This window comes from Pseudomonas sp. NPDC079086 (assembly GCF_044542155.1).
GTDB lineage: Bacteria > Pseudomonadota > Gammaproteobacteria > Pseudomonadales > Pseudomonadaceae > Aquipseudomonas.
Genome location: NZ_JBITTY010000006.1, coordinates 32,612 through 56,968, shown reverse-complemented (window position 1 = coordinate 56,968; position 24,357 = coordinate 32,612). Strand labels below are relative to the sequence as shown.

The following is a 24,357-nucleotide window of genomic DNA, read 5'->3' as shown; positions in this document are numbered from 1 at the left end:
CCATGCCGTGAGCATGGCCGCTCTACGTCTGGGTTCAGCGGTTCAGGCGTTGCTCGATCAAACCGTCCACTACTGTGGGGTCGGCCAGGGTCGAGGTGTCGCCCATGTTTTCCAGCTCGTTGCAGGCGATCTTGCGCAGGATGCGCCGCATGATCTTGCCCGAGCGGGTTTTCGGCAGGCCCGGTGCCCACTGGATCAGCTCGGGCTTGGCGAAGCTGCCGATTTCCTTGCCGACCAGGGCCAGCAGTTCCTTCTTCAATGCCTCGTTGAGCTCCACGCCGTTCATCGGGGTGACAAAGGCGTAGATACCCTGGCCCTTGATGTCATGCGGGTAGCCGACCACTGCGGCTTCAGCCACGGCGTCGTGCAGGACCAGCGCGCTTTCTACTTCGGCGGTGCCGATGCGGTGGCCGGAGACGTTGATCACGTCATCCACGCGCCCGGTGATCCAGTAGTAGCCGTCCTCGTCACGGCGTGCGCCGTCGCCACTGAAGTAGTAACCGGGGTAGGGCTTCAGATAGGTGTCGATCATCCGCTGATGGTCGCCGTAGACGCTGCGGATCTGGCTTGGCCAGCTGTCCTTGATCGCCAGTACACCTGAGCCAGGGCCGTCGATTTCCTTACCCTGTTCATCCAGCAGCACAGGCTGCACGCCGAAGAACGGCCGAGTGGCGGAGCCAGGCTTGAGGTCGGTGGCGCCGGGCAGTGGGGTGATCAGGATGGCGCCAGTTTCGGTCTGCCACCAGGTGTCGACGATCGGGCAGCGGCGTTCGCCGACCACGTTGTAATACCACTCCCAGGCTTCCGGGTTGATTGGTTCGCCGACGCTACCAAGCAGACGCAGGCTGGTGCGTTCGGTGCATTCGACCGGGGCGCTGCCTTCACGCATCAGCGCTCGCAGGGCAGTGGGGGCGGTATAGAAGATGTTCACCTGGTGCTTGTCGATCACCTGCCAGAAGCGCGAAGCCGTCGGGTAGTTGGGCACGCCTTCGAAGATCAGGCTGGTGGCACCATTGGCCAGCGGGCCGTAGACGATATAGCTGTGCCCAGTGACCCAGCCAACGTCGGCGGTGCACCAGTAGATATCGCCTTCGTGGTAATCGAATACGTACTTGTGGGTCATTGCCGCCATCAGCAGATAGCCGCCAGTGCTGTGCAGCACGCCTTTCGGCTTGCCCGTCGATCCCGAGGTATAGAGGATAAACAGCGGGTCCTCGGCGTCCATCGGCTCTGGCGGGCAGACGCTGTCGGCTTCACTCAGTGCCTTGTGGTACCAGATATCGCGGCCTTCGACCCAGTCGATCTCACCCTGGGTACGTTCGACCACCACCACCGTGCTTACTGCCGGGCAGCTTTGCAACGCCTTGTCGACGTTGGCCTTGAGCGCCACGTATTTGCCGCCACGCACGCCTTCATCGGCGGTGATCACCGTGTGGCAATCGGCATCGAGAATGCGGTCGCGCAGCGCGTCCGGGGAGAAGCCGCCAAACACCACTGAATGCACCGCGCCGATACGCGTGCAGGCGAGCATGGCGTAGGTGGCTTCGGGGATCATTGGCATATAAATGCACACCCGGTCTCCCTTTTTCACCCCACGGCTTTTCAGCACATTGGCCAGGCGGCTGACGTTGTGGTGCAGCTTGTTGTAAGTGATATGCGCAGATTCGCTGGGGTTGTCGCCTTCCCAGATCAGTGCAATCTGCTCGCCGCGTCGTTCGAGGTGGCGGTCGATGCAGTTATAGCTGACGTTTAGCTGGCCACCCTTGAACCAGGAGCCCTGACCGATGAGCAAGTCACCTTGCTGCACGCTGGTCCATGGTTTGCTCCAGTCGAGAAAGGCCTTGGCCTGCTCGGCCCAGAAGACTTCTGGTTGCTCGATCGACTGTTGATAAAGACGCAGGTAGTCGTCGTTATTCAAATGGGCGCGTTGGCGCACGGCGTCGGGCACGGGATGGCGGGTAATTTCGAACATGGCGGGTCCTTGTTGTTGTGTTCCGCGATACCCCCAAGGGTGCACCCAAGCTGGTGCTTGGTTCAAGTGCTGGCTTTGTGCTCAGTCGCAGCGGATCAGCCGCGATGCCGCTCGCGGAAGTGCTGGATCAAGCCTTGGGTCGAGGCATCGCTGGCCGGAGTGTCGAGCTGGCCGGTCAGGCGCTGGTAGACGCCCTGGCCGAGTTCTTTGCCCAGTTCGACGCCCCATTGGTCGAAGGCGTTGATGCCCCAGATGGCGCTTTGCACAAAGACTTTGTGCTCATACAGCGCGACCAGCGCGCCGAGGCCGAATGGGTCGACGCGGTTGAGTGCAAGAATATTGCTCGGGCGGTTGCCGGGAACCATCTTGTGCGGCGCCAGGCGCTGCACTTCAGCTTCATCCAGGCCCTTGGCGCGTAACTCGGCTTCGGCTTCTGCTCGGGTTTTACCGTGCATCAGTGCCTGACTCTGTGACAGGCAGTTGGCAAACAGCCACTGATGGTGGTCGGCCAGTGGGCTGAAGCTGTTGACCGGCACGATAAAGTCCGCCGGGATTAGCTCGGTGCCTTGATGCAGCAGTTGGTGATAGGCGTGCTGGCCGTTGCAGCCGACACCGCCCCAGATTACGGGCCCGGTGCTGAAGTCTACCGGGCTGCCGTCCTGGCGCACCGATTTGCCGTTGGACTCCATATCCAGCTGCTGCAAGTGCTTGGTGAAGTTCCGCAGGTAATGGTCATAGGGCAGGATCGCCTGGCTTTTCGCACCCCAGAAGTTGCCGTACCAGATACCCAGAAGGGCCATCAGTACCGGCATGTTTTCGGCCAGTGGCGCCTGGGTAAAGTGCTGGTCCATGGCATAAGCGCCGGCCAGCAGCTCCTTGAAGTTGGAGATGCCAATCGCCAGCGCAATAGGCAAGCCGATTGCTGACCACAGCGAATATCGCCCGCCGACCCAGTCCCACATCGGGAAGATGTTTTCAGCCTTGATGCCGAACTCAATGGCCGCCGTTGGGTTGCTGGTTACCGCAATAAAGTGTTTGTGCAGTTCGGCTTCCGGACCGCCCAGGGCCAGGTACCAGTCACGTGCAGCCAGAGCGTTCTTCAGGGTTTCCAGAGTGCTAAAGGACTTCGAAGAAACAATAAAAAGAGTGGTTTCGGGATTCAGGCGCGCAGTCAGCTCCCGGAACTCGCTGCCGTCGATATTGGCCAGGTAATGGCAGCGCACGCCGCGCTGGGTAAAGGGCCGCAGCGCCTCGGAGACCAGTTGTGGGCCGAGGAACGAGCCACCAATGCCGATATTCACCACTTCGGTGATCGGCTTGTCGCTGTATCCGCGCCACAGGCCGCTGTGCACGCGGCTGACCAGTTCGGTCATCTGATGCAGCACTCGGTGTACTTGCGGAATCAGGTCAACGCCATCGAGTTTCAGGCTGCGACCAATCGGGCTGCGCAGGGCCGTGTGCAATGCAGCGCGTCCTTCAGAGGCATTGACCTCCTCGCCCGTAAACAGCGATTGAATAGACGCTTGCAGTTGGGTCTGCTCGGCCAGTTGCACCAGCAATCCCAAGGTCTTTTCGTCGATCAGGTTCTTCGAGTAGTCCAGCAGTAAGCCGCAGCTGCTCAGGGAAAAGCGGTTAAAGCGTTGCGGATCATTGGCGAAGGCCTCGCGCATGCTGAAGTCGTTCATCTGCTCGCGCTGCGTGTGCAACGCCTGCCAGGCGGGCAGGGTGGTGACGTCATGCGGATGCTGGTAATAGGCCATTGGTGCGCGTTCCTTGTCCTGGGTGCGGCAAATAATGCAAAAAAGCCCGGAATGATCCGGGCCTTGAGTGTAACTGGCAGGTGCGGGGGGCAGGCAACAACCTGCGATGTTGATCAGGCTGAAGTATTGAGGTCGAAGGCCAGGTTATCGATCAGGCGGGTGTTGCCAATATAGGCCGCCACCAGAATCACCAACTGCTGATCATCGGCCGTGGCCGGGCGCAGGTTATTTGACTCGCGCACTTCCAGGTAATCAGGGCGGATGCCTGCGGCGTCATGTTGCTGCTGCGCCGTGGCAACCAGCTTGCTGTAGTTGCGTTCGCCAGCCCGAATCGCTGTGGCCATATCCTGCAATGAACGGTACAGCACGGGGGCGGCTTCACGTTGCTCGGCATTCAGGTACCCGTTGCGCGAGGACAGCGCCAGGCCATCTTCGGCGCGTACGGTAGGCTCGCCGATAATCTGGATCGGCATGTTCAGGTCACGCACCAGGGTACGGATTACCGCCAGTTGCTGGAAATCCTTCTGGCCGAAAATGGCTAAGTCCGGCTGCACCATATTGAACAGCTTGCTGACTACGGTGGCGACGCCTTCGAAATGTCCGGGACGGCTAGCGCCACACAACCCTTCGGATACCCCTGGCACGCTGACGCGGGTCTGGCCTTCCATGCCGTGCGGGTACATTTCCTCGACATCCGGGGTGAACAGCAGGTGGCAACCGGCTTCGACCAGTTTCTCCTGATCGGCGAGCAGGGTGCGCGGGTATTTGTCGAGGTCTTCGCTAGGGCCGAACTGCAACGGATTGACGAAGATGCTGGCGACCACGAAGTCGGCGCGTTGTGCGGCTTTTTCCACCAGCGCGGCGTGGCCGGCGTGCAGGTTGCCCATGGTCGGGACGAAGGCGATCTGTTTGCCTTCGGCGCGCGCCTGGGCGACAGCGGCGCGCAACTCGCGCACGCTTTTAACTGTGTTCATGCAGAAAATCCGTGTTCGGCTGCTGGGAAGCTTTGGTCTTTGACCGCTTTGACGTAGGCGCTGATGGCGTGCTGGATGCTGCTCTGGCCGGCCATGAAGTTCTTCACGAACTTCGGCATACGGCCGCTCAGGGACAGCCCAAGCATGTCGTGCAGCACCAGTACCTGGCCGTCGGTGGCAGCGCCGGCGCCAATGCCGATCACCGGAATTTTCACCGCCTGGCTGATTTCAGCGGCCAGTTCACTGGGCACGCATTCGAGCAGCAGCATGGCCGCGCCGGCTTGTTCCAGCGCCATGGCGTCGGCGCGCATCTGCCGCGCCTGGGCCTCCTGGCGGCCCTGCACCTTGTAACCGCCAAGGATATTCACCGCCTGTGGGGTCAAGCCCAGGTGCGCGCACACCGGTACGCCGCGTTCGGCCAGTTGGCGAATCGGCTCAGCCAGCCAGGCAGCGCCTTCCAACTTGACCATATGCGCGCCGGCCTGCATCAGTGCCGCGCTGTTATTCAGGGTCTGCTCAATAGTGGCGTAGGCCATAAACGGCAGGTCGGCGAGGATCAGCGCGCCCTGGTTGCCACGTTTGACGCTGGCGGTGTGGTACGCCATCTCGGCGACAGTGACGGGCAGTGTGCTGTCATGGCCTTGCAAGACCATGCCGAGGGAATCGCCCACCAGCAGCACATCGACACCGGCCTGGCAGGCCGTCTGGGCGAACGTGGCGTCGTAGCAGGTCAGCATGGCGATCTTCTCGCCGCTCTGCTTGAGGCTTTGCAGGGTGGTCAGGGTTACATCAGGCATGAAAACTGTCCTCACTCAGGCGTTCAGTCAGCAGTTGTGCTGCTTCAAGTTGGCCTGCATTGGCCTCGAATTGCACCGGTGCGGGGCAACGGGACGCCTATAGTCCTGATGGGGGAGCTCGAAGTCAATTGCAGGTGTTACCGGCCTGTTACTGGCGTTACCGCCAATGAAACCTGCTGCGCTCGCTTAGACGGCGATAAAAGCAGGCTCGCAGCGATAAGCTGAACGCGCCTCAGCGCAGCTCCAGTGAGGGCGCAGCGAGTCAAATGCTCATGTACGGACGAGGACTCCGTTTATTGCCTGCTTTTGCCTGGTCTAGTCTTCGCTGGTGACGGTCTCAGATGCAGGCAGGCGCTCTAGGCCTTCGAAGGGGCAGGCCGCGAGCAGCTCGCGCAAGGGGCGGCCGTCTGGCAGGTTTAGCGTGGGGGCGATTTCGGCCAGCGGGTAGAGGACAAAGGCGCGGGCATGCATGTGGTAGTGCGGCACGGTCAGGCGTGGTTCATCCAGTCGGCGTTCGCCGAACAGCAGGATATCCAGGTCGAGAGTGCGCGGCCCCCAGCGTTCTGCCTTGCGTGTACGGCCTTGCTCGAGTTCGATCGTCTGCAAGGCATCCAGCAGGGCCAATGGACTGAGCTCAGTGTCCAGTGCCGCCACGGCATTTACATAGCGCGGTTGATCCGCAGGACCCAATGGGTCGCTGCTATAGAAGGATGACTGGGCGATCAGGCGGGTGTGCGGCAGCGCGGCCAGGGCGGCCAGGGCGCTGCGCAGTTGCTCGAGCGGTGTGGCCAGGTTGCTGCCCAGGCCGATATAGACGCGTTCCATTATTCGCTGGCAGGGCTGCTTGAGCTATCGCTCGCCGGGCCGCGTTTGCGCTTGCTGTTGTTGCGCTTGCGCTTGCGGGGGGCGCCTGGGCCATCGTCCTTGTTGCTGAGGTCGCGGATCATATTGCGGCGTTCGCTGTCGCTGACGTCTTGATAACGGGTCCACCAGTCACCGAGACCACCGGTTTCCTCGCCAGCGCTTTCACGCAGCAGAAGGAAATCGTAACCGGCACGGAAGCGCGGGTTTTCCAGCAGCATATCGGCGCGTTTACCGCTGCGGCGCGGCAGGCGTTCCTGCATATCCCAGATTTCGCGGATCGGCATGGTGAAGCGTTTCGGCACGGCGATACGCTGGCATTGCTCGCTGATCAGTTCGTGAGCGGCTTCCTGCATGGCCGGGATCGGCGGCATGCCGCGATCCTGCAGCTTGATCACGCGGGCCGGCAGAGCTGGCCACAGCAGTGCAGCTAGGAGGAACGCCGGAGTAACCGTCTTGCCCTGATGGATGCGCAGATCGGTGCTGTCCAAGGCATTACGGATCAACTGGTCGGTGTAGTCCGGGTTGAGCTTCAGCGCTTCGGCGCTGGCGGGGAACAGCTGGCCGAACAGGCCGTAATCCACCAGCAGCTCGTAGGTGTACACCGCGTAGCCGGCGAGGAACAGCTTGAGCACTTCATCGAACAGGCGCGCGGCGGGGATGCCGCCGAGCAGTGGAGCCAGCTTGTAGATCGGTGCGGCACTGTGTTTTTCGATGTCGAAATCCAGCTTGGCGGCAAAACGCACCGCGCGCAACATACGCACCGGGTCTTCCTGGTAGCGCTGGGTTGGGTCACCGATCAGGCGGATCAGGTGGTTACGGATGTCGTGCACGCCGTTGGCGTAATCGAGGATGCGCTCGGTACTCGGGTCGTAATACAGCGCATTGATGGTGAAGTCGCGGCGCTGGGCATCGTCTTCCAGGCTGCCATACACGTTATCGCGCAGGATACGCCCACTCTCGTTACGTGAAGACAGATTGCTGTTTTCGTCCTCATCGCCTTCGGGGTGATTGGCGCGGAAGGTTGCCGTCTCGATGATTTCGCGACCGAAATGCACGTGAACCAGCTTGAAGCGACGGCCGATAACCCGTGCATTACGGAACTCAGCACGCACTTGCTCCGGTGTCGCGCTGGTGGCTACGTCGAAATCTTTGGGCTCGATGTCTAGCAGCAGGTCGCGTACGCAGCCTCCGACCAGATAGGCCTGATAGCCAGCTTGCTGCAGGCGCTCGACGACGCTGATGGCATAACGGCTGATTTCACCGCGCTCGATAGGGTGCTGGCTACTGCTAAGCACTTCAGGCGTGCTGTGCGAGTGGTTGCCGCGACGAATAGGGCTACGAAAGGACTTGAACAGCTTTTTCAGCATGGGAGGCACTGTTTGACTAAATGACTGGCCAGAGTATATGCCGGCCGCAGGAATGGCGCGGATTCTAGCATTGAGTCGGGGTTTGATGCAGGAAACGGCGAGAGACTGTTGCAGTCGGGGAGTTTGAAGCTACTGGGGGAGCCGAAGCTCCCCCCCAAATTGGTGCGTGCTCTGTTTTTATTATTATGGCGGGCTTGTTGTTTTTGTTGATTTGCCCGTTCCATCCAGTCAAGGACTTTTGGAAACTTTCCCAAGCTGGGAATCAAGAGCAAACGGATTGCTTTGAATGCTGATGCTGCCATGATCACACAGTGACCCAACCAGTTCTGGCGCTGCCTTAGGGCAGTTTTATTATTCTCAGCCAGGTTTTGGGGCGAACCCCAAAGGCAATTCCTTTCCAAAAGAATCAGTTAGCTGCGCCTCCGCGTTGTTGTTTTTATTGTGCTGGAGTCGGTACGTCTTATTTTTATTAGGTTTGGAGCGTGCTTGTTATTGTTGTTGTGCTAGTAGTAAAGCAGAACCCGTGCCAGTTTTTGCAATTCCTTTTAAAACAGGGGGTTGAGCTACGGTGAGGATGCTGGTGCGGCATAAAAAAGCCGGGTTCTCGTTACCATAAGACCCGGCTTTTGTTACTAAGTGTTGAATGGGTAACAGGCTATGGAACCTTTTTCGCACACATCTGTCACCCAGCTGCGGCGCTCTAGCCTGCGGTTGCGCCCGAGGACTTGCGCCGTGGAATGCCCAGGCGCTGGCGGCGTTCCCACAAACATTTGCGGCTGATGCCGAGTTTGCGTGCCAGTTCGGTCTCGGTCATGTGGTCCTGATGTTCCAGAACGAAGTGCTGAAAGTAATCTTCCAGTGACAGGTCTTCGGTTGGTTCGCTCGACTCATGGCCTAGGCCGCCGCTTTGCGCAGGCAGGCCAGTGAAGTCGTCTTCCAGGTCATCCAGTTCGATGTCGATGCCCAGCAGCTCGGCGGAAATGCTGCTGCCTTCACAGAGAATTACCGCACGCTCGATGGCATTCTCCAGCTCGCGCACGTTTCCTGGCCAGGGGTAATGACGAATGGCCTGTTCGGCATCATTGGCAAAGCTCAGGTCGAGACGGCCCTGACGAGTGCTCTGACGAATCAGGAAGGCGCGGGCAATTTCGATCACGTCCGCCCCGCGCTCACGCAGTGGTGGCAGTTTCAGGGCGATCACGTGCAAGCGGTAATACAGGTCTTCACGGAACTGGCCGATTTTCGACAGGGTTTTCAGGTCGCGGTGGGTCGCGGCGATCAGGCGCACATCGACCTTCTGTGACTGCACTGAGCCGACCCGGCGAATCTCGCCTTCCTGCAGCACGCGCAGCAGGCGTGCCTGGGCCTCCAGGGGCAGCTCCCCGATTTCATCGAGGAATAAGGTGCCACCGTCGGCGGCTTCAACCAGGCCCGCACGGCCGGCGCTGGCACCGGTAAAGGCGCCTTTCTCATGGCCGAACAGTTCGGATTCGATCAACGACTCCGGGATGGCTGCGCAGTTCACCGAAATCAGCGGCGCCTTGGCGCGGCGCGAGAGGTTGTGCAGGGCGCGGGCAACCAGTTCTTTACCGGTGCCTGATTCCCCTTGAATCAGCACGTTGGAGTCGGTGGGCGCGACCTTGCGGATCTTGCTGTACATCTCCTGCATGGCCGGGCAGGAGCCGATGATGCCGATTTCGCCGTTGCTGTTGTCCACCACTTTGTCGGCGCTGGCTTTCGCCGTGCCTGCGGCACGAGCGGGTGCACTTTTGATTTGCTGGTGATCGCGCAGGATGCGTGCCACGGCCTGGAGCATTTCGTCGTGGTCGAAGGGTTTGGCGATGTAATCGACCGCGCCCATTTTCATCGAATCGACTGCCGAGCGCAGGCTGGCGTAGCTGGTCATGATCAGCACCGGGGTGCCTTGACCAAGCTTGATCAGCTCGGTGCCGGGCGCACCTGGCAGGCGCAGGTCACTGACAATCAGATCAAAGCTGGGGATGCTGAAGCGCTCTTGCGCTTCCTGCACCGAGCCGGCTTCGCTGACTTCGTATTGGTTACGTTCCAGCAGGCGACGCAAGGCAGAGCGGATAATGGTTTCGTCTTCGACGATCAAAATATGAGGCATCAATTCGGTCTCTCGACGGTCTCGGGGCATGCCGCTGGACCAAGGGGCCTGGCAGGCATGCTCGCTGGTAGCTGGTTTAAGTCGCTATGGACGTCGCCTCGACATGCCTCGGCAGGCTGACCCTAATGCGGGTGCCGCGTTGAAGCTCGGGGTCGGCCGGGCTGTCGATTGTTATCTGTCCATAATGCTCTTCCACGATCGAATAGACCAGTGCAAGGCCCAGTCCCGTACCTTTGCCTGGGTCCTTGGTGGTGAAGAAGGGTTCGAACAAACGGTCAATGATCGCTTTGGGAATGCCGCTGCCTTCGTCCTCGACGATCAGGTCAATGGTGTGCTCGAAACGTTCGCTTTTGACCCGGATCGCGCTGCCCGGCGGTGAGGCATCACGGGCGTTCGATAGCAGGTTGATCAGCACCTGGGCCAAGCGTTGCGGATCGCCGACCACCCAATGGTCGGAATCGCAGAGGTTGAAAAACTCCACCTCAACGCTACGCCGGTTGAGGGCCAGCAGGGCGATGGCATCCTGGGCGACCTGGGCTAGGCAAACCGGCTCCTCGCTGTTCTGGTGGCTGCCAGAATGGGCAAAACTCATCAGTGACTGGACGATGCGCGACACGCGCTTGGTTTGTTCGATGATTTGCTCACTGATCTCGGTCAGCTCGCTGTCGCCTTCGCGCTCTTCGCGCAGGTTCTGCGCCAGGCAGGCGATGCCGGTGATCGGGTTGCCGATCTCGTGGGCTACCCCGGCGGCTAGACGACCGATGGAGGCCAGGCGTTCGGAATGCACCAGCTTGTCTTCGAGCATCTGGGTTTCGGTGAGGTCTTCAACCAGCAGCACCAGGCCGCTGTTACCGGGCGCCAGGGGCTCGTCGATGGCCGCCTTGTGCAGGTTGAGCCAGCGGGTTTGGCCGTCGAGGGCAAGGCGCTGTTTGTGCAAGTGCTCGTCGGGCAGTTCAATAAAGTTCTGCAGTAGGCCGCGCCACGGTTCGCCGAGGGTATTCAGGCGCGAGCCGACTACGCGCTGCGCGGGGATTTCGGTGAGTTCTTCCATGGCCTTGTTCCACATCAGGATCTCCTGATCCTTGGCCAGCGAGCAGACACCCATGGGCAGCTCTTGCAGGGTCTGGCGGTGGTAGCGGCGCAGGGTATCGAGTTCCGCCGCAAGGCCCGTGAGGCGCGAGTGGTAGTCCTCCAGGCGGTTCTCGATAAAGTGGATATCCTCAGTCACATAGGTTTCGCTGCCAGCTTTATAAGGCAGGAAGGTTTCGACGATGTCCTGGGCCACGCTGGGGCCCATCAGCCCGGAGAGATTGGCCTCAATGCGGTCACGCAGGCGGCGCAGGGCATAGGGGCGGCCTTCATCGAATGGCAGATGCAGATCGCGCAGCGCCTGTTCTATTTCATGCTGGGCGGTTTTCGCCCCTAGAGGTTTGGCCAGTTGCGCGGCAAACTCCTGCGGTGATGCGGCCAGCAGCTCACGGCGTTGCGGGCGGCGCACGTTATCCACGGCGCAGGCTTCGGCGGCGCTTTTTTCTTCCGGGCTGGCTTCGGTGAACAGCGACACCAAGGTGAATACCAGTACGTTGGCCGCCAGCGAGCCGATGGCCGCCAGGTGCCAGCTGCTGTCATCCAGCACATAGATGACGTTGAACCAGGGCAGGTACAGCCCCTGTAGATTGCCGAGCATCGGCAACAGCATGCTCACTACCCACACGCCGACCCCCGCCAGCAACCCGGCGATATAGCCTTTGCGGTTGGCGGTCGGCCAGTACAGCACCGAGAGTACGCCTGGGAGAAATTGCAGGGTGGCGACGAAGGCGACGATGCCCAGGTTGGCCAGGTCCTGTTCGGCGCCGAGCAACAGATAGAAGCCGTAACCGGCCATGATGATCAGTAGGATCAGCGCGCGGCGTGTCCACTTCAGCCAGCGGTAGATATTGCCCTCCGACGGCGGCTGATACAGCGGTAACACCACATGGTTGAGCACCATGCCGGACAGCGCCAGGGTGGTGACAATGATCAAACCGCTGGAGGCCGACAGGCCGCCGACATAGGCAATCAGTGCCAGGGTCTGGCTGTTGACCGCAATGCCGACGCCGAGGGTGAAGTACTCCGGGTTGGTGGTCGCGCCGAGTTTCAGCCCGGCCCAGAGAATTAGCGGTACCGCCAGGCTCATCAGCAGCAGAAACAGCGGCAGCCCCCAGCTGGCGCTGACCATGGCGCGCGGGTTGAGATTTTCGGTAAAGGTCATGTGATACATGTGCGGCATGACGATGGCCGAGGCGAAGAACACCAGCAGCAGGGTGCGCCACGGACCTTCCTGCAGCGGCGTGTGCAGGCTGGTTAGCGACGACTGGTTTTGCACCAGCCAGGATTGCAGGTCCTGCGGGCCGTCGAATACGCCATACAGTGCGTACAGGCCGATCACGCTGATCGCCACCAGCTTGACCACTGACTCGAAGGCAATGGCGAACACCAGGCCTTCGTGTTTCTCGCGGGTGGCGATATGCCTCGCGCCAAACAGGATGGTGAACAGAATGATCAGCCCGCAATAGGCCAGCGCCACGCGCTCCTGCACCGGCTCGCGGGTGAGAATGCCGATGGAGTCGGCCACCGCCTGAATCTGCAGGGCCAGCAACGGCAGCACGCCAACCAGCATAAACACCGTGGTCAGGGCGCCGGCCCAGGTGCTGCGAAAACGGAAGGCGAATAGGTCCGCTAGGGATGACAGCTGGTAGGTGCGGGTGATCCGCAGAATCGGGTAGAGCAGCACCGGTGCCAGCAGAAACGCCCCGGAAACCCCCAGGTAACTGGCAAGGAAGCCATAACCGTACTGATAAGCCAGCCCTACCGTGCCGTAGAAGGCCCAGGCGCTGGCATAGACGCCGAGTGACAGGGTGTAGGTCAGTGGGTGGCGGATCACCCAGCGTGGAATCAGGCCGTGTTCACTGATCCAGGCCACGCCGAACAGAATCAGAAGATAGGCAGCGCTGATCAGGATCAGCTGGCTCAGGCTAAAGCTCGTCAGCATCACGTTGGCTCTGCAGCGAAGAAGGGTAAGGAGCGGTCACGCACGTCGCGCCACAGCAAGTCAGAGTTCATCGGCATCACGCTGGCTCTGCAGAATAAAAGTCACGACGATCAGGATCAGCCACAGCAGGTAGGGGCGGTACCAGGCCCCATTGGGGTCGATCCACCAGTCCATGATGGCTGGGGAGAACAGGTAGATCCCCACCACCAGGATCAGCACCAATCGATAGATATACATGCTGCATCTCTTCGCTTAATTGCCGGCGATGGTAACGGATGCGTGGCGCTCTGGGCTATTGCTCGGGCGGCGTGGGTTACGCGTGTGCGGGGCTTGGTTTTTTCTTATTAATTGGTACTATCGTTCCACTTAATAAGAAAAACGCTGGAGATTGCCATGCGCCTTGCCCCGCTTTCCCTGCTTGCCCTGTCCGTGCTGCTTGCCGCCTGCAGCGAAGAACCGGCTCCGGTGGCCGATCTGGACTTCCAGAAAGACCTGCAGACCCAACTGATCAAGGCCAAGCCTGGCAGCGTGATCGAGATTCCTGCTGGCACCTACCAGCTCGACCGCAGCCTGAGCCTGAAAGTCAGCGGTGTGACCATTAAGGGCGCAGGCATGGACAAGACCATCCTCAGCTTCAAGGGGCAGAAGTCCGGCGCCGAAGGCCTGCTGGTGGACGCTTCGGATTTCACCATCGAAGACATCGCCTTCGAGGACACCCTGGGTGATTCGCTGAAAGTAGTGGGTGGCAAGAACATCATCATCCGCCGCGTGCGCACCGAGTGGACCAACGGCCCGGCCACCGAGAATGGCGCCTACGGCATCTACCCGGTGCAGACCGAAAACACCCTGATCGACGGCGCGGTGGCCATTGGCGCATCCGATGCTGGCATCTATGTCGGCCAGTCGCGCAACGTGGTGGTGCGCAACAGCCGCGCCGAGCGCAACGTCGCCGGCATCGAGATCGAGAACACCATCGACGCCGACGTGTATGACAACGTCGCCACCGGCAATACCGGCGGCATTCTGGTGTTCAACATGCCCAACCTACCGCAGGCCGGGCGGGTGACGCGGGTATTCCGCAACAAGATCGAAGGTAACAATCACAAGAACTTTGGCCACAAGGGCACGCCCGTGGCCAGCGTGCCGGCAGGCTCCGGTGTGGTGATCAACTCCAATGACGATGTCGAGGTGTTCGACAACGATATTGGCGACCACAAGACCGCCAACGTGATCATCAGCAGCTACTTCAGCACCGGGTATACCGACCTTTCCACCGCCGAGAACTTCGACCCCTATCCCGAAGGCATCCATATCCACGGCAACCGCTTCGGCCCTGGTGGCGACAGCCCGGATCATCTGGAACTGAAAGCCCTGAAAGTCAGCCAGTTCGGCTTGAATGGTCGCCTGCCGGACATTCTCTGGGACGGCTTCGTCAACCTCGACATCCTGGTGGATGGCAAGCTGCCGGCTGACCGGGCGATCTGCATCAATAACGGCGATGCGGGGATGATCAACGTTGATGCGCCGAATAACTACAAGAACATCAGCACCGAAATGGCCGACTACCGGTGCAGCCTGCCGCCGCTGCCGGCGGTGAAGCTGGCCTCGGCTGATGCCGACCAGGGGGCCTGATGCGTCGTCTGTTGCTGGGAGTGCTGCTGTTCCTCGTCGGCTGCGAGCAGCAATCGACCCCGCTGTACCTGCCGCAAGGTGACAGCTACCCGGAAAAACTCAGCGAATGGGGCATGCTGCAGCGCGCCGATGGTTTTATCGCGCCGATTGCCGATGCGCTGCCCTATGACCTGAATACCCCGCTGTTTACCGACTACGCGCACAAGCTGCGCAGTGTGTGGATGCCTGCGGGTACGGCGGCGACCTATGCCGAGGCGCATTTCGATTACCCGCTCGGCACGGTGCTGAGCAAGACCTTCTACTACCCCAAAGACGGCCAGGGCCGTCTGCTGCTCAACGAGCAGGATGATCGCGACCCGCAACGCGGCCTGGAGCTGGCGCGGGTGCAGTTGATTGAGACACGCATCCTGCTTAAACAGCAGGATGGCTGGATAGCGCTGCCCTATGTGTGGGATGAACAACAACAGGAGGCGCATCTGGAGTGGGCAGGCGACAGCCGCGAGCTGAGCCTGCTGGATGCCGAGGGTAAGACCCAGCCAGTGGCCTACCAGGTACCGGATGCCAACCAGTGCGCCGGTTGCCATGAGGAGCGTGCAGGGCAGGGCGTCAACCCGCTGGGGCCCAAAGCGCGTCACTTGAACAAGGACTTTGCCTACGCCGATGGCACCCATAACCAGTTGCAGCACTGGCAGCAGCAGGGCCGTCTGCACGGTGTGCCAGCCGAGTTGCAGGGCGTGCCGCAAAACGCCCTATGGCCGACGCCGCGCAGTGGTGAGAGCCTGGAAAAGCAGGCGCGCAGTTATCTGGATGCCAACTGCAGCCACTGCCACAACCCCAAGGGGCCGGGGCGTACCTCAGGGCTATTGCTTAACCCCGACACGGCCATCGGCATCAGTTACGGCCTGTGCAAACAACCGGTGGCGGCGGGTAAAGGCTCGGGCGACCGCTTGGTGGATATTCACCCGGGGCAGCCGGACAAATCGGTGCTGCTGTTTCGCGTGGAAAGTGTCGACCCAAGCATCATGATGCCGGAGTTGGGCCGCTCCACCGTGCATGCCAAAGGCGTCGAGGTGCTGCAGCGCTGGATTGCCAGCCTGCAAGGGGATTGCTGAGTTATCCCTTTTACGGGCTAGGAGGTGTAGGGGGCTTTCGGCTTTGGCATCCTGCTTCGCTCTACCTCCTGCATCCATGCAGTCGTAGCGGCGAGCTGTTGTCGCGGCTAAAGCGGATCGCCGCCTGGCCCCTCCCACGGTTTTGCAGACGCCATGCGATCAAGGGGCGACCTGTTTTCGTGCGCTGCGGCAGGTGTGGGGCATGCCTAGCCCTGTTGTGGTGCGCGTCAGTGGCGGGAGAGTACGCCAGGCCGCGGCAGTGCAGGTGTGGGCCACTGGCATAAGTCTTGCGCTGCCTGGTTATCGTCCAGGCTCGCAGGAGGCCCGCTGTGTCGATTCATATCGCCTTGCACCATGTCAGCCACTACCGCTACGACCGCGCCGTCAACCTTGGCCCGCAGGTCGTGCGCCTGCGCCCTGCACCGCACAGCCGTACCCGGGTTCTGTCCTACGCGTTGAAGGTCGAGCCGGGCGAGCACTTTATCAACTGGCAGCAGGACCCCCAGGGTAACTACCTGGCGCGCCTGGTGTTTCCGGAGAAGACCCGCGAGCTGAAAATCGAGGTCGATTTGGTCGCCGAAATGGCGGTGTTTAACCCCTTCGATTTCTTCCTCGAACCCTACGCCGAGAAAATCCCCTTCGCCTACACCGCTGGCGAGCAACTGGAGCTGGCGCCCTATCTGGTCAAACTGCCGGCCGGTAAGCAGTTTGCCAAGTACCTGGCCAGCATCGAGCGCACGCCACTGCCGAGCGTGGACTTTCTGGTAGCGCTGAATCAGCGCCTGTCCACTGACATCGGCTACCTGATCCGCCTGGAGCCGGGAGTGCAAACCCCGGAAGAAAGCCTGGAGAAGGCCTCCGGTTCGTGTCGCGATTCGGCCTGGCTGCTGGTGCAGCTATTCCGCCACCTGGGCCTGGCGGCGCGCTTTGTTTCCGGTTACCTGATCCAACTGAAAGCCGATGTGAAATCCCTCGATGGCCCCTCCGGCACCGAGGTGGATTTCACCGACCTGCATGCCTGGTGCGAGGTTTACCTGCCCGGTGCCGGCTGGATTGGCTTGGACCCTACCAGCGGCCTGTTCGCTGGCGAAGGTCATATTCCGCTGGCCTGCAGCCCCGAACCGTCCTCGGCGGCGCCGATCAGTGGCGGCGTGGATGAGAGCGAGTGTGAGTTCAGCCATGAAATGTGGGTCGAGCGTATCTGGGAAGCGCCGCGCGTCAGCAAACCCTACAGCGACGAGCAGTGGCAGGCGATTGTCGGCCTCGGCCAGAAAATAGATGACGATCTGCAGGCCCAGGACGTACGCCTGACCATGGGCGGCGAGCCAACCTTTGTCGCACTGGACTACCCCGATGACCCTGAGTGGAACACCGCCGCCCTGGGGCCGAACAAGCGTCGCCTGGCCACCGAGCTGTTTCATCGCCTGCGTGAGCATTACGCGGCAGAAGCGCTGGTGCATTTTGGCCAGGGCAAGTGGTACCCCGGTGAGCAGCTGCCACGCTGGTCGCTGAATGCCTATTGGCGACGTGACGGTGAGCCGATCTGGCACAACCCGGCGCTGTATGCCGATGAGCAGCAGGACTATGCCGTCGACGCCGCCAAGGCTGCGGATTTCCTCACGCTGCTGGCCGAGCGCTTGGGCGTGGACGGTAAATCTTGTGTGCCGGCTTATGAGGACCGCTTTTATTACCTCTGGCGTGAGCAGCGCTTACCCAGCAACGTTACCGCTGAAGACCCGCGCCTGGCCGACCCGCTGGAGCGCGAGCGCCTGCGCAAAGTCTTCGAGCAAGGCCTGGATAAAGTGGTCGGGCATATCCTGCCGTTGGCTCGGCACGCCAAGCAGCTGGGCTGGCAAAGCGGCAGCTGGTTCCTGCGTGACCAGCATTGTCGGCTGATACCAGGTGATTCGGCGATGGGCTACCGCCTGCCGCTGGACTCACAGCCCTGGGTCAGCGAAGCCGATTACCCCTACGTGACCCCGGAAGATCCGAGCCAGCACTTCGCGCCACTGCCGGCTGCGGCGCAGATCAAGCCGCAGGTGCGTGGTGTTTGGACGGGCAGTCAGAATGGCAGCGGCAAACGTCCGCTACTCGGTCAATCGGCTGCCGGCATCGTGCGTACTGCGCTGTGCGCCGAACCGCGTGAGGGCAAGCTCTATCTGTTTATGCCGCCGCTGGTGCGCCTGGAGGATTACCTGGAACTGGTGGCTGCCATCGAAGCCACCGCCGCCGAGCTGAAATGCCCGGTGCTGCTGGAAGGCTACGAGCCACCGCAGGACCCGCGCTTGCAGTTCTTTCGGGTGACTCCGGACCCTGGCGTGATCGAGGTCAATATCCACCCGGCCGCCAGTTGGGATGAGCTGGTCGAGCGTACCGAGTTTCTTTACGAACAGGCCCGCGAATGCCGCCTGTCCAGCGAGAAGTTCATGATCGACGGCCGCCATACCGGCACCGGGGGCGGTAACCACTTTGTACTCGGTGGCGCGACCCCGGCGGATTCGCCGTTTCTGCGTCGGCCGGACCTGCTGCGCAGCCTGATCAGCTACTGGCACAACCATCCATCGCTGTCCTACCTGTTCAGTGGCCTGTTTATCGGCCCGACTTCGCAGGCACCTCGCATCGACGAAGCGCGTAACGATGCCCTGTACGAGTTGGAAATTGCCTTCGCGCAAATGCCCGAAGTGGGGCGCGATTGTCAGCCCTGGCTGGTCGACCGCCTGCTGCGCAACCTGTTAGTGGACGTGACCGGTAACACCCATCGCTCCGAGTTCTGTATCGACAAGCTGTATTCGCCGGACTCGGCCTCCGGGCGTCTCGGCCTGCTGGAGCTGCGCGCCTTCGAAATGCCACCCCATGCGCAAATGAGCCTGGCCCAGCAGTTGCTGATCCGCGCGTTGATCGCCCGTTTCTGGCGCGAGCCCTACAAGCCGGCGCGGCTGGTGCGCTGGGGCACCGAGCTGCATGACCGCTACCTGCTGCCACACTTTATCGAGCAGGATTTTACCGACGTGCTGCAGGAATTAGACGGCTGTGGCTACCGTCTGCACAGCGAGTGGTTTGCCCCGCACTTCGAGTTCCGCTTCCCCAAGTCCGGCGACTTCAACGTCAAAGGCATCGAACTGGAACTGCGTCAGGCGCTGGAGCCCTGGCATGTGTTGGGCGAAGAGGGCGGTGGCGGCGGTACGGTGCGTTATGTCGACTCCTCGCTGGAACGCATGCAGGTCAAGCTCAGCGGGCTGCCGAGCGATCGCTATGTACTGACCTGCAACGGCGTACCGGTGCCGCTGCGGCCTACCGGCAAGGTCGGCGAATTTGTCGGCGGCGTGCGTTTCCGCGCCTGGCAGCCGGCCAACTGCCTGCACCCGACCATCGAGGTACATGCGCCGCTGGTCTTCGATCTGGTGGACAGCTGGATGAGCCGCTCCCTGGGCGGTTGCCAGTATCATGTCGCCCATCCCGGCGGACGCAATTACGACAGCCTGCCGGTCAATGCCTTTGAAGCCGAGAGTCGGCGCCTGGCGCGCTTCTTCCGCCTGGGCCACAGTCCCGGCAAGCGCCCGGCGTTGGCTCCGATCAATAATAATGAAATGCCCATGACCCTGGATTTGCGCCTCGTTTAATCCCAGCGCCGCTTGTCTGGAGAGGATTATCACTCCCTCCATACAAGTGGCGATGGGAGCGCTGCCATTTATCGAGCCTGCCATGCCCGACCTGCTTGCCGACTCCCCCCTGACGCCAGGGGCTTACCACGAACTGGTAGACGCTGATGGACTGGTGCGTCCGCATTGGCGCCTGTTGCTGGAGCGTTTACAGCGCAGCAGCCCGGCGCAGCTGGCTCAGCGCCAGGCCCTGTTGGCGCGGCAGATTCAGGAAAACGGCGTGACCTACAACGTCTACGCCGACCCCGATGGCGCCGACCGGCCATGGGAGCTGGACCTGCTGCCCAACCTGATTCCGGCCGAAGAGTGGCAGCAGATCGCCGCCGGCGTGGCGCAGCGCGCGGGTTTGTTGAATGCCGTGCTGGCTGATCTGTATGGCCCGCAGCAGCTGCTGGCCGATGGCCTGTTACCCGCCGAGCTGGTGTTTGGCCATAACAACTACCTGTGGCCTTGCCAGGGCGTGCAGCCGCCTGGCGGAACCTATCTGCATCTGTATGCGGTGGACCTGGCCCGCGCCCCGGATGGCCGCTGGTGGGTCACCGCCGACCGTACCCAGGCGCCCTCCGGCGCCGGTTATGCGCTGGAAAACCGGCAGATTGTCTCGCGCGCCTTTCCCGAGTTGTACCGTGACCTGCGCGTGCAGTACCTGGCCGGTTTCTTCCGTACTTTGCAGGACACATTGGCACGTCAGGCTCCGGCTGATGGAGAAACGCCGCTGGTGGTGCTGCTTACGCCTGGGCGATTCAACGAGAGTTATTTCGAGCACCTGTACCTGGCGCGCCAGCTCGGCTACCCGCTGGTGGAAGGCAGCGACCTGACCGTACGTGACGCCAAGGTCTACCTGAAAACCTTGGCCGGTTTGCGCCGCATACATGCTGTGCTGCGCCGTCTGGATGATGATTTCTGCGACCCGTTGGAGCTGCGTACTGACTCGGCCCTTGGCGTGCCCGGCCTGCTGGAAGCGGTGCGCCAAGGCAATGTGCTGGTGGCCAATGCCCTCGGCAGCGGCGTGTTGGAGTCCCCGGGACTGCCGGGCTTTCTCCCAGCCATCGCAGAAAAACTGCTGGGCGAAGAACTGCTGCTGCCGAGTATCGCGAGCTGGTGGTGCGGCGAGCCGCCGGTGCTGGACAAAGCCCTTGAGCAGCTCGATGAGCTGCTGGTGCGCGCCAGCTTTCCCTCACAGAGTTTTACTCCGGTGTTTGGCCGTGATCTGGATGATACCCAGCGCGCCGAGCTGGCCGAGCGCCTCAAGGCGCGGCCATACGCCTATGTCGCTCAGGCGTTGGCGCAACTGTCGCAGGCGCCGGTCTGGCAGCCTGAGGAAGGCCAGTTGGCGCCACGTGCCATCGGTATGCGGGTATTCGCCGTGGCCAGCGCCGAGGGGTATCGGGTGATGCCTGGCGGCCTGACCCGAGTCGCCGCCGATGCCGACGCCGAAGTGGTGTCGATGCAGCGCGGTGGTGCCAGCAAGGACACCTGGGTGCTCGGCGAGCGGCATGGTGGCGGCGAGCCCTGGCAATGGCTGCGCCCGCTGGGGGTGGCCGATCTGGTACGCAGCGACCCTTATCTGCCCTCAAGAGTGGTGGAAAACCTCTATTGGTTTGGTCGTTACAGCGAACGCTGCGAGGACGGCGCGCGGCTGCTGCGCATCATGCTGGCGCGCTATGTCGATGACGACGATGACCCTCAGGCCCTGCAAACCGCCCTGAGCCTGGCCGAGAGCCTTGGCTTGTTGCCGGATGCCGAGAGTGGCGAGCTACAAGCGCGCCTGCTTGAAGCACTGCTCGGCGAGGATTGGTCGGACAGCCTGCGCGGCAATCTGCAGCGCCTGCAGTGGGTGGCTGGCAGCGTGCGTGGCAAGCTGTCCCAGGCTAACTGGCAGGCCTTGCTGGAGTTGCAGCGTGAGGCCCAGGGGCTGAGCAGCGAGCAGGCCGACTTCGGCGAGTTACTGGATTTTCTCGACCGTCTGCTGCTGTCGCTGGCGGCGCTGTCAGGCTTTGCCCTGGATGACATGACCCGCGATGATGGCTGGCGTTTTCTGATGATTGGCCGCTGCATTGAGCGCCTGCAGTTTCTCTGTGACAGCCTGGCGAATTTTCTGCGTAGCAGCGCGGCGCAGGATCAGTCGGCGTTGGAGTGGCTGCTGGAGCTGGGTAACAGCAGCATCACCTACCGCACCCGCTACCTGGCCTCGGCGCAGCTGATTCCAGTGCTCGACCTGTTGCTGCTGGATGAGCAGAACCCGCATGCGGTGCTGTTTCAGGTGCGTACTCTGCTGCGCTCGCTATCGCGCCTGGGCGAGCGTTTCGAGCTACCCAGCGAGCGCCGGCTGAAACACCTGGAAGGGCAGCTGGCGCGCTTTAGCCTGGCCAGCCTGGAGAATCCGCTGTTTGGCGCGGCCAGTGTGCAGGAAGTGCTCGACGGCTTGTCCGCGCTGCTGGAAAGCATCAGCCAGGCCAGTGCGGAAATTTCTGATCGCTTGGGCCTGCGCTTTTTCGTGCATGTCGATGCCAGCCAGCGGACGCAATCCTCATGAGCAGCGCCCGCTACCAGATTCTTCACGACACCCATTATCGCTACGCCAGTCCGGTGTCGCTGGCCCAACAACTGGCGCACCTGTGGCCGCGCGCTTGCCCCTGGCAGCGTAATCACAACCAGCAGCTGCAGGTCAGCCCACAGCCGTGCAGGCGCCAGGATGCTCTGGATGTATTCGGCAACCCGCTGACTCGCCTGGTGTTCGAGCGCCCGCATGACGAGCTCAAGGTCAGCGCGCGCCTGCAGGTCGAGGTGCTGGCGCGCCCTGCGCTGGATCTGCAGGCGTCGCCGCCCTGGGAAGAGGCCTGCACGGCGCTGCGCTACAGCGGTCAGGCGTTGCTGCCTGGGGTGCTGGAGGCGACGCGCTTTCGTTTCGAATCGCCCTATGTGCACCTCAAACAGGTGTTTTCCGATTACGCGGCGGATTGCTTTAGCCCCGGCCGGCCATTGCTGGCGGCGGTGGCTGGGTTGATGCAGAAGATCTTTGCCGAGTTCAGCTTCGATGCCGCGGCCACCCAGGTGGCCACGCCGCTGCTGCAGGTGTTGGAGGAACGTCGCGGCGTGTGCCAGGACTTCGCCCACCTGATGCTCGCTTGCCTGCGCTCCATGGGACTTTCGGCGCGTTATGTCAGCGGCTACCTGCTGACCCAGCCGCCGCCTGGCCAGCCGCGGTTGATCGGCGCCGATGCTTCACACGCCTGGATCTCGGTGTATTGCCCGCAGCACGGCTGGGTGGATTTCGACCCGACCAACAATATCCGCCCGGCGCTCGAACACATCACCCTGGCCTGGGGCCGCGATTTTGCTGATGTATCGCCGCTGCGCGGGGTCATTCTCGGCGGCGGCAGCCACGACCCCGAGGTGCAGGTGACGGTGCTGCCCTTGCCAGGTTAGCTTTTGACGGCTTTCCAGGCGCGGGTTGCTAGGCTTACCAGCAGCAAGGTAATGGCCCCGGCAATGACTCCGATCCCAGCATTCAGCAGGGTGGGCAACAGGGCTGCCAGCACTCCACTGCTGGCAGCCACGCTCTGCGCCAACTGGTCGATCCACACCTGCGCGGCATGAACGCCGTGGGTGAGGATGCCGCCGCCGACCATAAACATTGCCGCCGTGCCCACGACTGACAGCCCTTTCATCAAGTACGGCGCTGTCAGTAGCAGGCCTCGGCCCAGGCTGCGTTGCAGGCGGTTAATCAGGCCTTCTCCGCTGCGCTGGCTGAGAAACAGCCCCGCATCATCCAGTTTGACGATGCCCGCCACCAGGCCATACACCCCAGCAGTCATCAGAATGGCGATACCGGAAAGCACCACAACCTGCTTGCCGAAGCTGGCCATGGCGACCGTGCCAAGGGTGATGGCGATGATTTCCGCCGAGAGGATAAAGTCGGTGCGGATCGCGCCTTTGATCTTGTCCTGCTCGAACGCCAACATATCCACAGCGGGGTCAGCCACGGCGGTGCGCAGTTCGTCGTGTTTGCTCTGGCTTTCATCCTTGCTGTGCAGAAATTTGTGCGCGAGCTTCTCAAAACCTTCGTAGCAGAGGAACGCACCGCCGAGCATTAACAGCGGTGTTACCGCCCAGGGGGCAAAGGCACTGATCAGCAATGCTGCTGGCACCAGAATCAGTTTGTTGCGAAAGGAACCCTTGGCCACCGCCCAGACCACTGGCAGTTCACGTTCAGCGCGTACGCCAGTGACCTGCTGGGCATTCAGCGCCAGGTCGTCACCCAGTACGCCTGCGGTTTTCTTCGCGGCCACCTTGGTCATCAGGGCCACGTCATCGAGAACGGCGGCGATGTCATCGAGCAGGGTTAACAGGCTGGCACCGGCCATACGAGGGATTCCTTTCTACGGTTGCTTGGGTAAACCACCGGCATAACTGCAGGCGATAGTGCGCAGATTTATACGTGAGTCAGTACGCATCAGCCATAGGCGGCCAATTCAGGTTTGCCGCAGTGCACGAAAACCGACTGTGAAGTTAGTCGCTGCTGCCAGTAGCACCATTGGCATAGGCGGCGAGCAGGCTGCGTAACAGGTCATTGAGTGGCATGGACGTATCTCCGTGATTGATGGAGCGACGTTACGCCTGTGCTCGGCACATGGGCTGTTGATTGTCTCGATAGGGGTCATAGCCAGCAACCGCAGCGGCGTTATGCACAGCCCTTGTGGCGGTGCATGGGTAGTTGTGCACAAAGACTGTGGAGCGAACTGTGGATAAGGTGGGCGTAGGCGCTTGAAGGCTTAGTTGCATGGCTCTTTGCGGCTGCTGTACGCTTTTTGATCAGTCAATTATTTATCGTATAAACAACAGCTTAGCCTGGTTATTCAGGGCGTTATGGGGTAGCGCTGAAGTTGTCCACGACTACTGTGGGTAGAGCTGTTGATAACTATGGTATGCCTGGCTGAGAGGCTTATAAAGCCAGGCTTTGCGCGCTTTGGTCGATTTTTGAACAGCTTGCACATACCTCGAAATACGTCATTTAGAGAGGTTCGAGTCAAGCAATAATCGCGTTATTTCAAGGGTTTG

The 24,357-nt window shown here is 61.4% G+C and carries 15 protein-coding genes; 5 read left to right on the top strand and 10 right to left on the bottom strand.

The annotated features are described in order from the left end of the window. Positions 1–34: 34 nt before the first annotated feature. From acs to ACIGEK_RS21095, 9 genes are all read right to left on the bottom strand, one after another. Complete coding sequence (gene acs, locus ACIGEK_RS21135) at positions 35–1,972, bottom strand: acetate--CoA ligase (RefSeq protein ID WP_397495209.1); 1,938 nt, start codon at positions 1,970–1,972, stop codon at positions 35–37. 95 nt (positions 1,973–2,067) lie between these two features. Next, positions 2,068–3,732, bottom strand: a complete 1,665-nt coding sequence (pgi, locus tag ACIGEK_RS21130; protein WP_397495208.1) for a glucose-6-phosphate isomerase — start codon at positions 3,730–3,732, stop codon at positions 2,068–2,070. A gap of 113 nt (positions 3,733–3,845) precedes the next feature. Further along, a complete protein-coding gene (gene panC, locus ACIGEK_RS21125) occupies positions 3,846–4,706 on the bottom strand; it encodes a pantoate--beta-alanine ligase (protein WP_397495207.1) in 861 nt (286 codons plus the stop codon). Further along, positions 4,703–5,503 carry a 3-methyl-2-oxobutanoate hydroxymethyltransferase gene (gene panB, locus ACIGEK_RS21120; protein ID WP_397495206.1) on the bottom strand — a complete coding sequence of 267 codons (801 nt, stop codon included), beginning with the start codon at positions 5,501–5,503 and terminating at the stop codon, positions 4,703–4,705. The genes panC and panB overlap by 4 nt, the downstream gene beginning before the upstream one ends. A 315-nt stretch (positions 5,504–5,818) precedes the next feature. Continuing rightward, complete coding sequence (gene folK, locus ACIGEK_RS21115; RefSeq protein ID WP_397495205.1) at positions 5,819–6,328, bottom strand: 2-amino-4-hydroxy-6-hydroxymethyldihydropteridine diphosphokinase; 510 nt, start codon at positions 6,326–6,328, stop codon at positions 5,819–5,821. Then, complete coding sequence (locus ACIGEK_RS21110) at positions 6,328–7,734, bottom strand: polynucleotide adenylyltransferase PcnB (RefSeq protein WP_397495204.1); 1,407 nt, start codon at positions 7,732–7,734, stop codon at positions 6,328–6,330. Before ACIGEK_RS21110 ends, folK begins: the two co-directional genes overlap by 1 nt. A gap of 700 nt (positions 7,735–8,434) precedes the next feature. Beyond that, positions 8,435–9,862, bottom strand: a complete 1,428-nt coding sequence (locus ACIGEK_RS21105; protein WP_397495203.1) for a sigma-54-dependent transcriptional regulator — start codon at positions 9,860–9,862, stop codon at positions 8,435–8,437. A gap of 76 nt (positions 9,863–9,938) precedes the next feature. Beyond that, complete coding sequence (locus ACIGEK_RS21100; RefSeq protein ID WP_397495202.1) at positions 9,939–12,893, bottom strand: sensor histidine kinase; 2,955 nt, start codon at positions 12,891–12,893, stop codon at positions 9,939–9,941. 60 nt (positions 12,894–12,953) lie between these two features. Continuing rightward, complete coding sequence (locus tag ACIGEK_RS21095) at positions 12,954–13,130, bottom strand: hypothetical protein (protein WP_003244646.1); 177 nt, start codon at positions 13,128–13,130, stop codon at positions 12,954–12,956. 156 nt (positions 13,131–13,286) lie between these two features. Here ACIGEK_RS21095 and ACIGEK_RS21090 point away from each other — a divergent pair, with 156 nt between their 5' ends. The 5 genes from ACIGEK_RS21090 (at position 13,287) to ACIGEK_RS21070 (ending at position 22,725) form a co-directional block, all read left to right on the top strand. After that, positions 13,287–14,525 carry a parallel beta-helix domain-containing protein gene (locus ACIGEK_RS21090; RefSeq protein ID WP_397495201.1) on the top strand — a complete coding sequence of 413 codons (1,239 nt, stop codon included), beginning with the start codon at positions 13,287–13,289 and terminating at the stop codon, positions 14,523–14,525. Further along, positions 14,525–15,637 carry an SO2930 family diheme c-type cytochrome gene (locus ACIGEK_RS21085; protein ID WP_397495200.1) on the top strand — a complete coding sequence of 371 codons (1,113 nt, stop codon included), beginning with the start codon at positions 14,525–14,527 and terminating at the stop codon, positions 15,635–15,637. Before ACIGEK_RS21090 ends, ACIGEK_RS21085 begins: the two co-directional genes overlap by 1 nt. A gap of 329 nt (positions 15,638–15,966) precedes the next feature. After that, positions 15,967–19,257: a DUF2126 domain-containing protein gene (locus ACIGEK_RS21080; RefSeq protein WP_397495199.1), complete on the top strand. Its 3,291-nt coding sequence runs from the start codon at positions 15,967–15,969 to the stop codon at positions 19,255–19,257. Between the two features lie 82 nt (positions 19,258–19,339). Then, positions 19,340–21,832 carry a circularly permuted type 2 ATP-grasp protein gene (locus ACIGEK_RS21075; RefSeq protein ID WP_397495198.1) on the top strand — a complete coding sequence of 831 codons (2,493 nt, stop codon included), beginning with the start codon at positions 19,340–19,342 and terminating at the stop codon, positions 21,830–21,832. Continuing rightward, on the top strand, positions 21,829–22,725 hold the full coding sequence (locus ACIGEK_RS21070; protein WP_397495197.1) for a transglutaminase N-terminal domain-containing protein: 897 nt from the start codon (positions 21,829–21,831) through the stop codon (positions 22,723–22,725). Before ACIGEK_RS21075 ends, ACIGEK_RS21070 begins: the two co-directional genes overlap by 4 nt. On the opposite strand, the gene ACIGEK_RS21065 is transcribed toward ACIGEK_RS21070, so the two are convergent. Continuing rightward, on the bottom strand, positions 22,722–23,663 hold the full coding sequence (locus ACIGEK_RS21065; protein WP_397495196.1) for a DUF808 domain-containing protein: 942 nt from the start codon (positions 23,661–23,663) through the stop codon (positions 22,722–22,724). The genes ACIGEK_RS21070 and ACIGEK_RS21065 overlap by 4 nt on opposite strands. Positions 23,664–24,357: the final 694 nt, after the last annotated feature.

Excerpts from the sequence above, each read along its gene's own strand:
- acs (WP_397495209.1), bottom strand. The coding sequence starts at position 1,972 with ATGTTCGAAATTACCCGCCATCCCGTGCCCGACGCCGTGCGCCAACGC.
- pgi (WP_397495208.1), bottom strand. The coding sequence starts at position 3,732 with ATGGCCTATTACCAGCATCCGCATGACGTCACCACCCTGCCCGCCTGG.
- panC (WP_397495207.1), bottom strand. The coding sequence starts at position 4,706 with ATGAACACAGTTAAAAGCGTGCGCGAGTTGCGCGCCGCTGTCGCCCAG.
- panB (WP_397495206.1), bottom strand. The coding sequence starts at position 5,503 with ATGCCTGATGTAACCCTGACCACCCTGCAAAGCCTCAAGCAGAGCGGC.
- folK (WP_397495205.1), bottom strand. The coding sequence starts at position 6,328 with ATGGAACGCGTCTATATCGGCCTGGGCAGCAACCTGGCCACACCGCTC.
- ACIGEK_RS21110 (WP_397495204.1), bottom strand. The coding sequence starts at position 7,734 with ATGCTGAAAAAGCTGTTCAAGTCCTTTCGTAGCCCTATTCGTCGCGGC.
- ACIGEK_RS21105 (WP_397495203.1), bottom strand. The coding sequence starts at position 9,862 with ATGCCTCATATTTTGATCGTCGAAGACGAAACCATTATCCGCTCTGCC.
- ACIGEK_RS21100 (WP_397495202.1), bottom strand. The coding sequence starts at position 12,893 with ATGCTGACGAGCTTTAGCCTGAGCCAGCTGATCCTGATCAGCGCTGCC.
- ACIGEK_RS21095 (WP_003244646.1), bottom strand. The coding sequence starts at position 13,130 with ATGTATATCTATCGATTGGTGCTGATCCTGGTGGTGGGGATCTACCTG.
- ACIGEK_RS21090 (WP_397495201.1), top strand. The coding sequence starts at position 13,287 with ATGCGCCTTGCCCCGCTTTCCCTGCTTGCCCTGTCCGTGCTGCTTGCC.
- ACIGEK_RS21085 (WP_397495200.1), top strand. The coding sequence starts at position 14,525 with ATGCGTCGTCTGTTGCTGGGAGTGCTGCTGTTCCTCGTCGGCTGCGAG.
- ACIGEK_RS21075 (WP_397495198.1), top strand. The coding sequence starts at position 19,340 with ATGCCCGACCTGCTTGCCGACTCCCCCCTGACGCCAGGGGCTTACCAC.
- ACIGEK_RS21070 (WP_397495197.1), top strand. The coding sequence starts at position 21,829 with ATGAGCAGCGCCCGCTACCAGATTCTTCACGACACCCATTATCGCTAC.
- ACIGEK_RS21065 (WP_397495196.1), bottom strand. The coding sequence starts at position 23,663 with ATGGCCGGTGCCAGCCTGTTAACCCTGCTCGATGACATCGCCGCCGTT.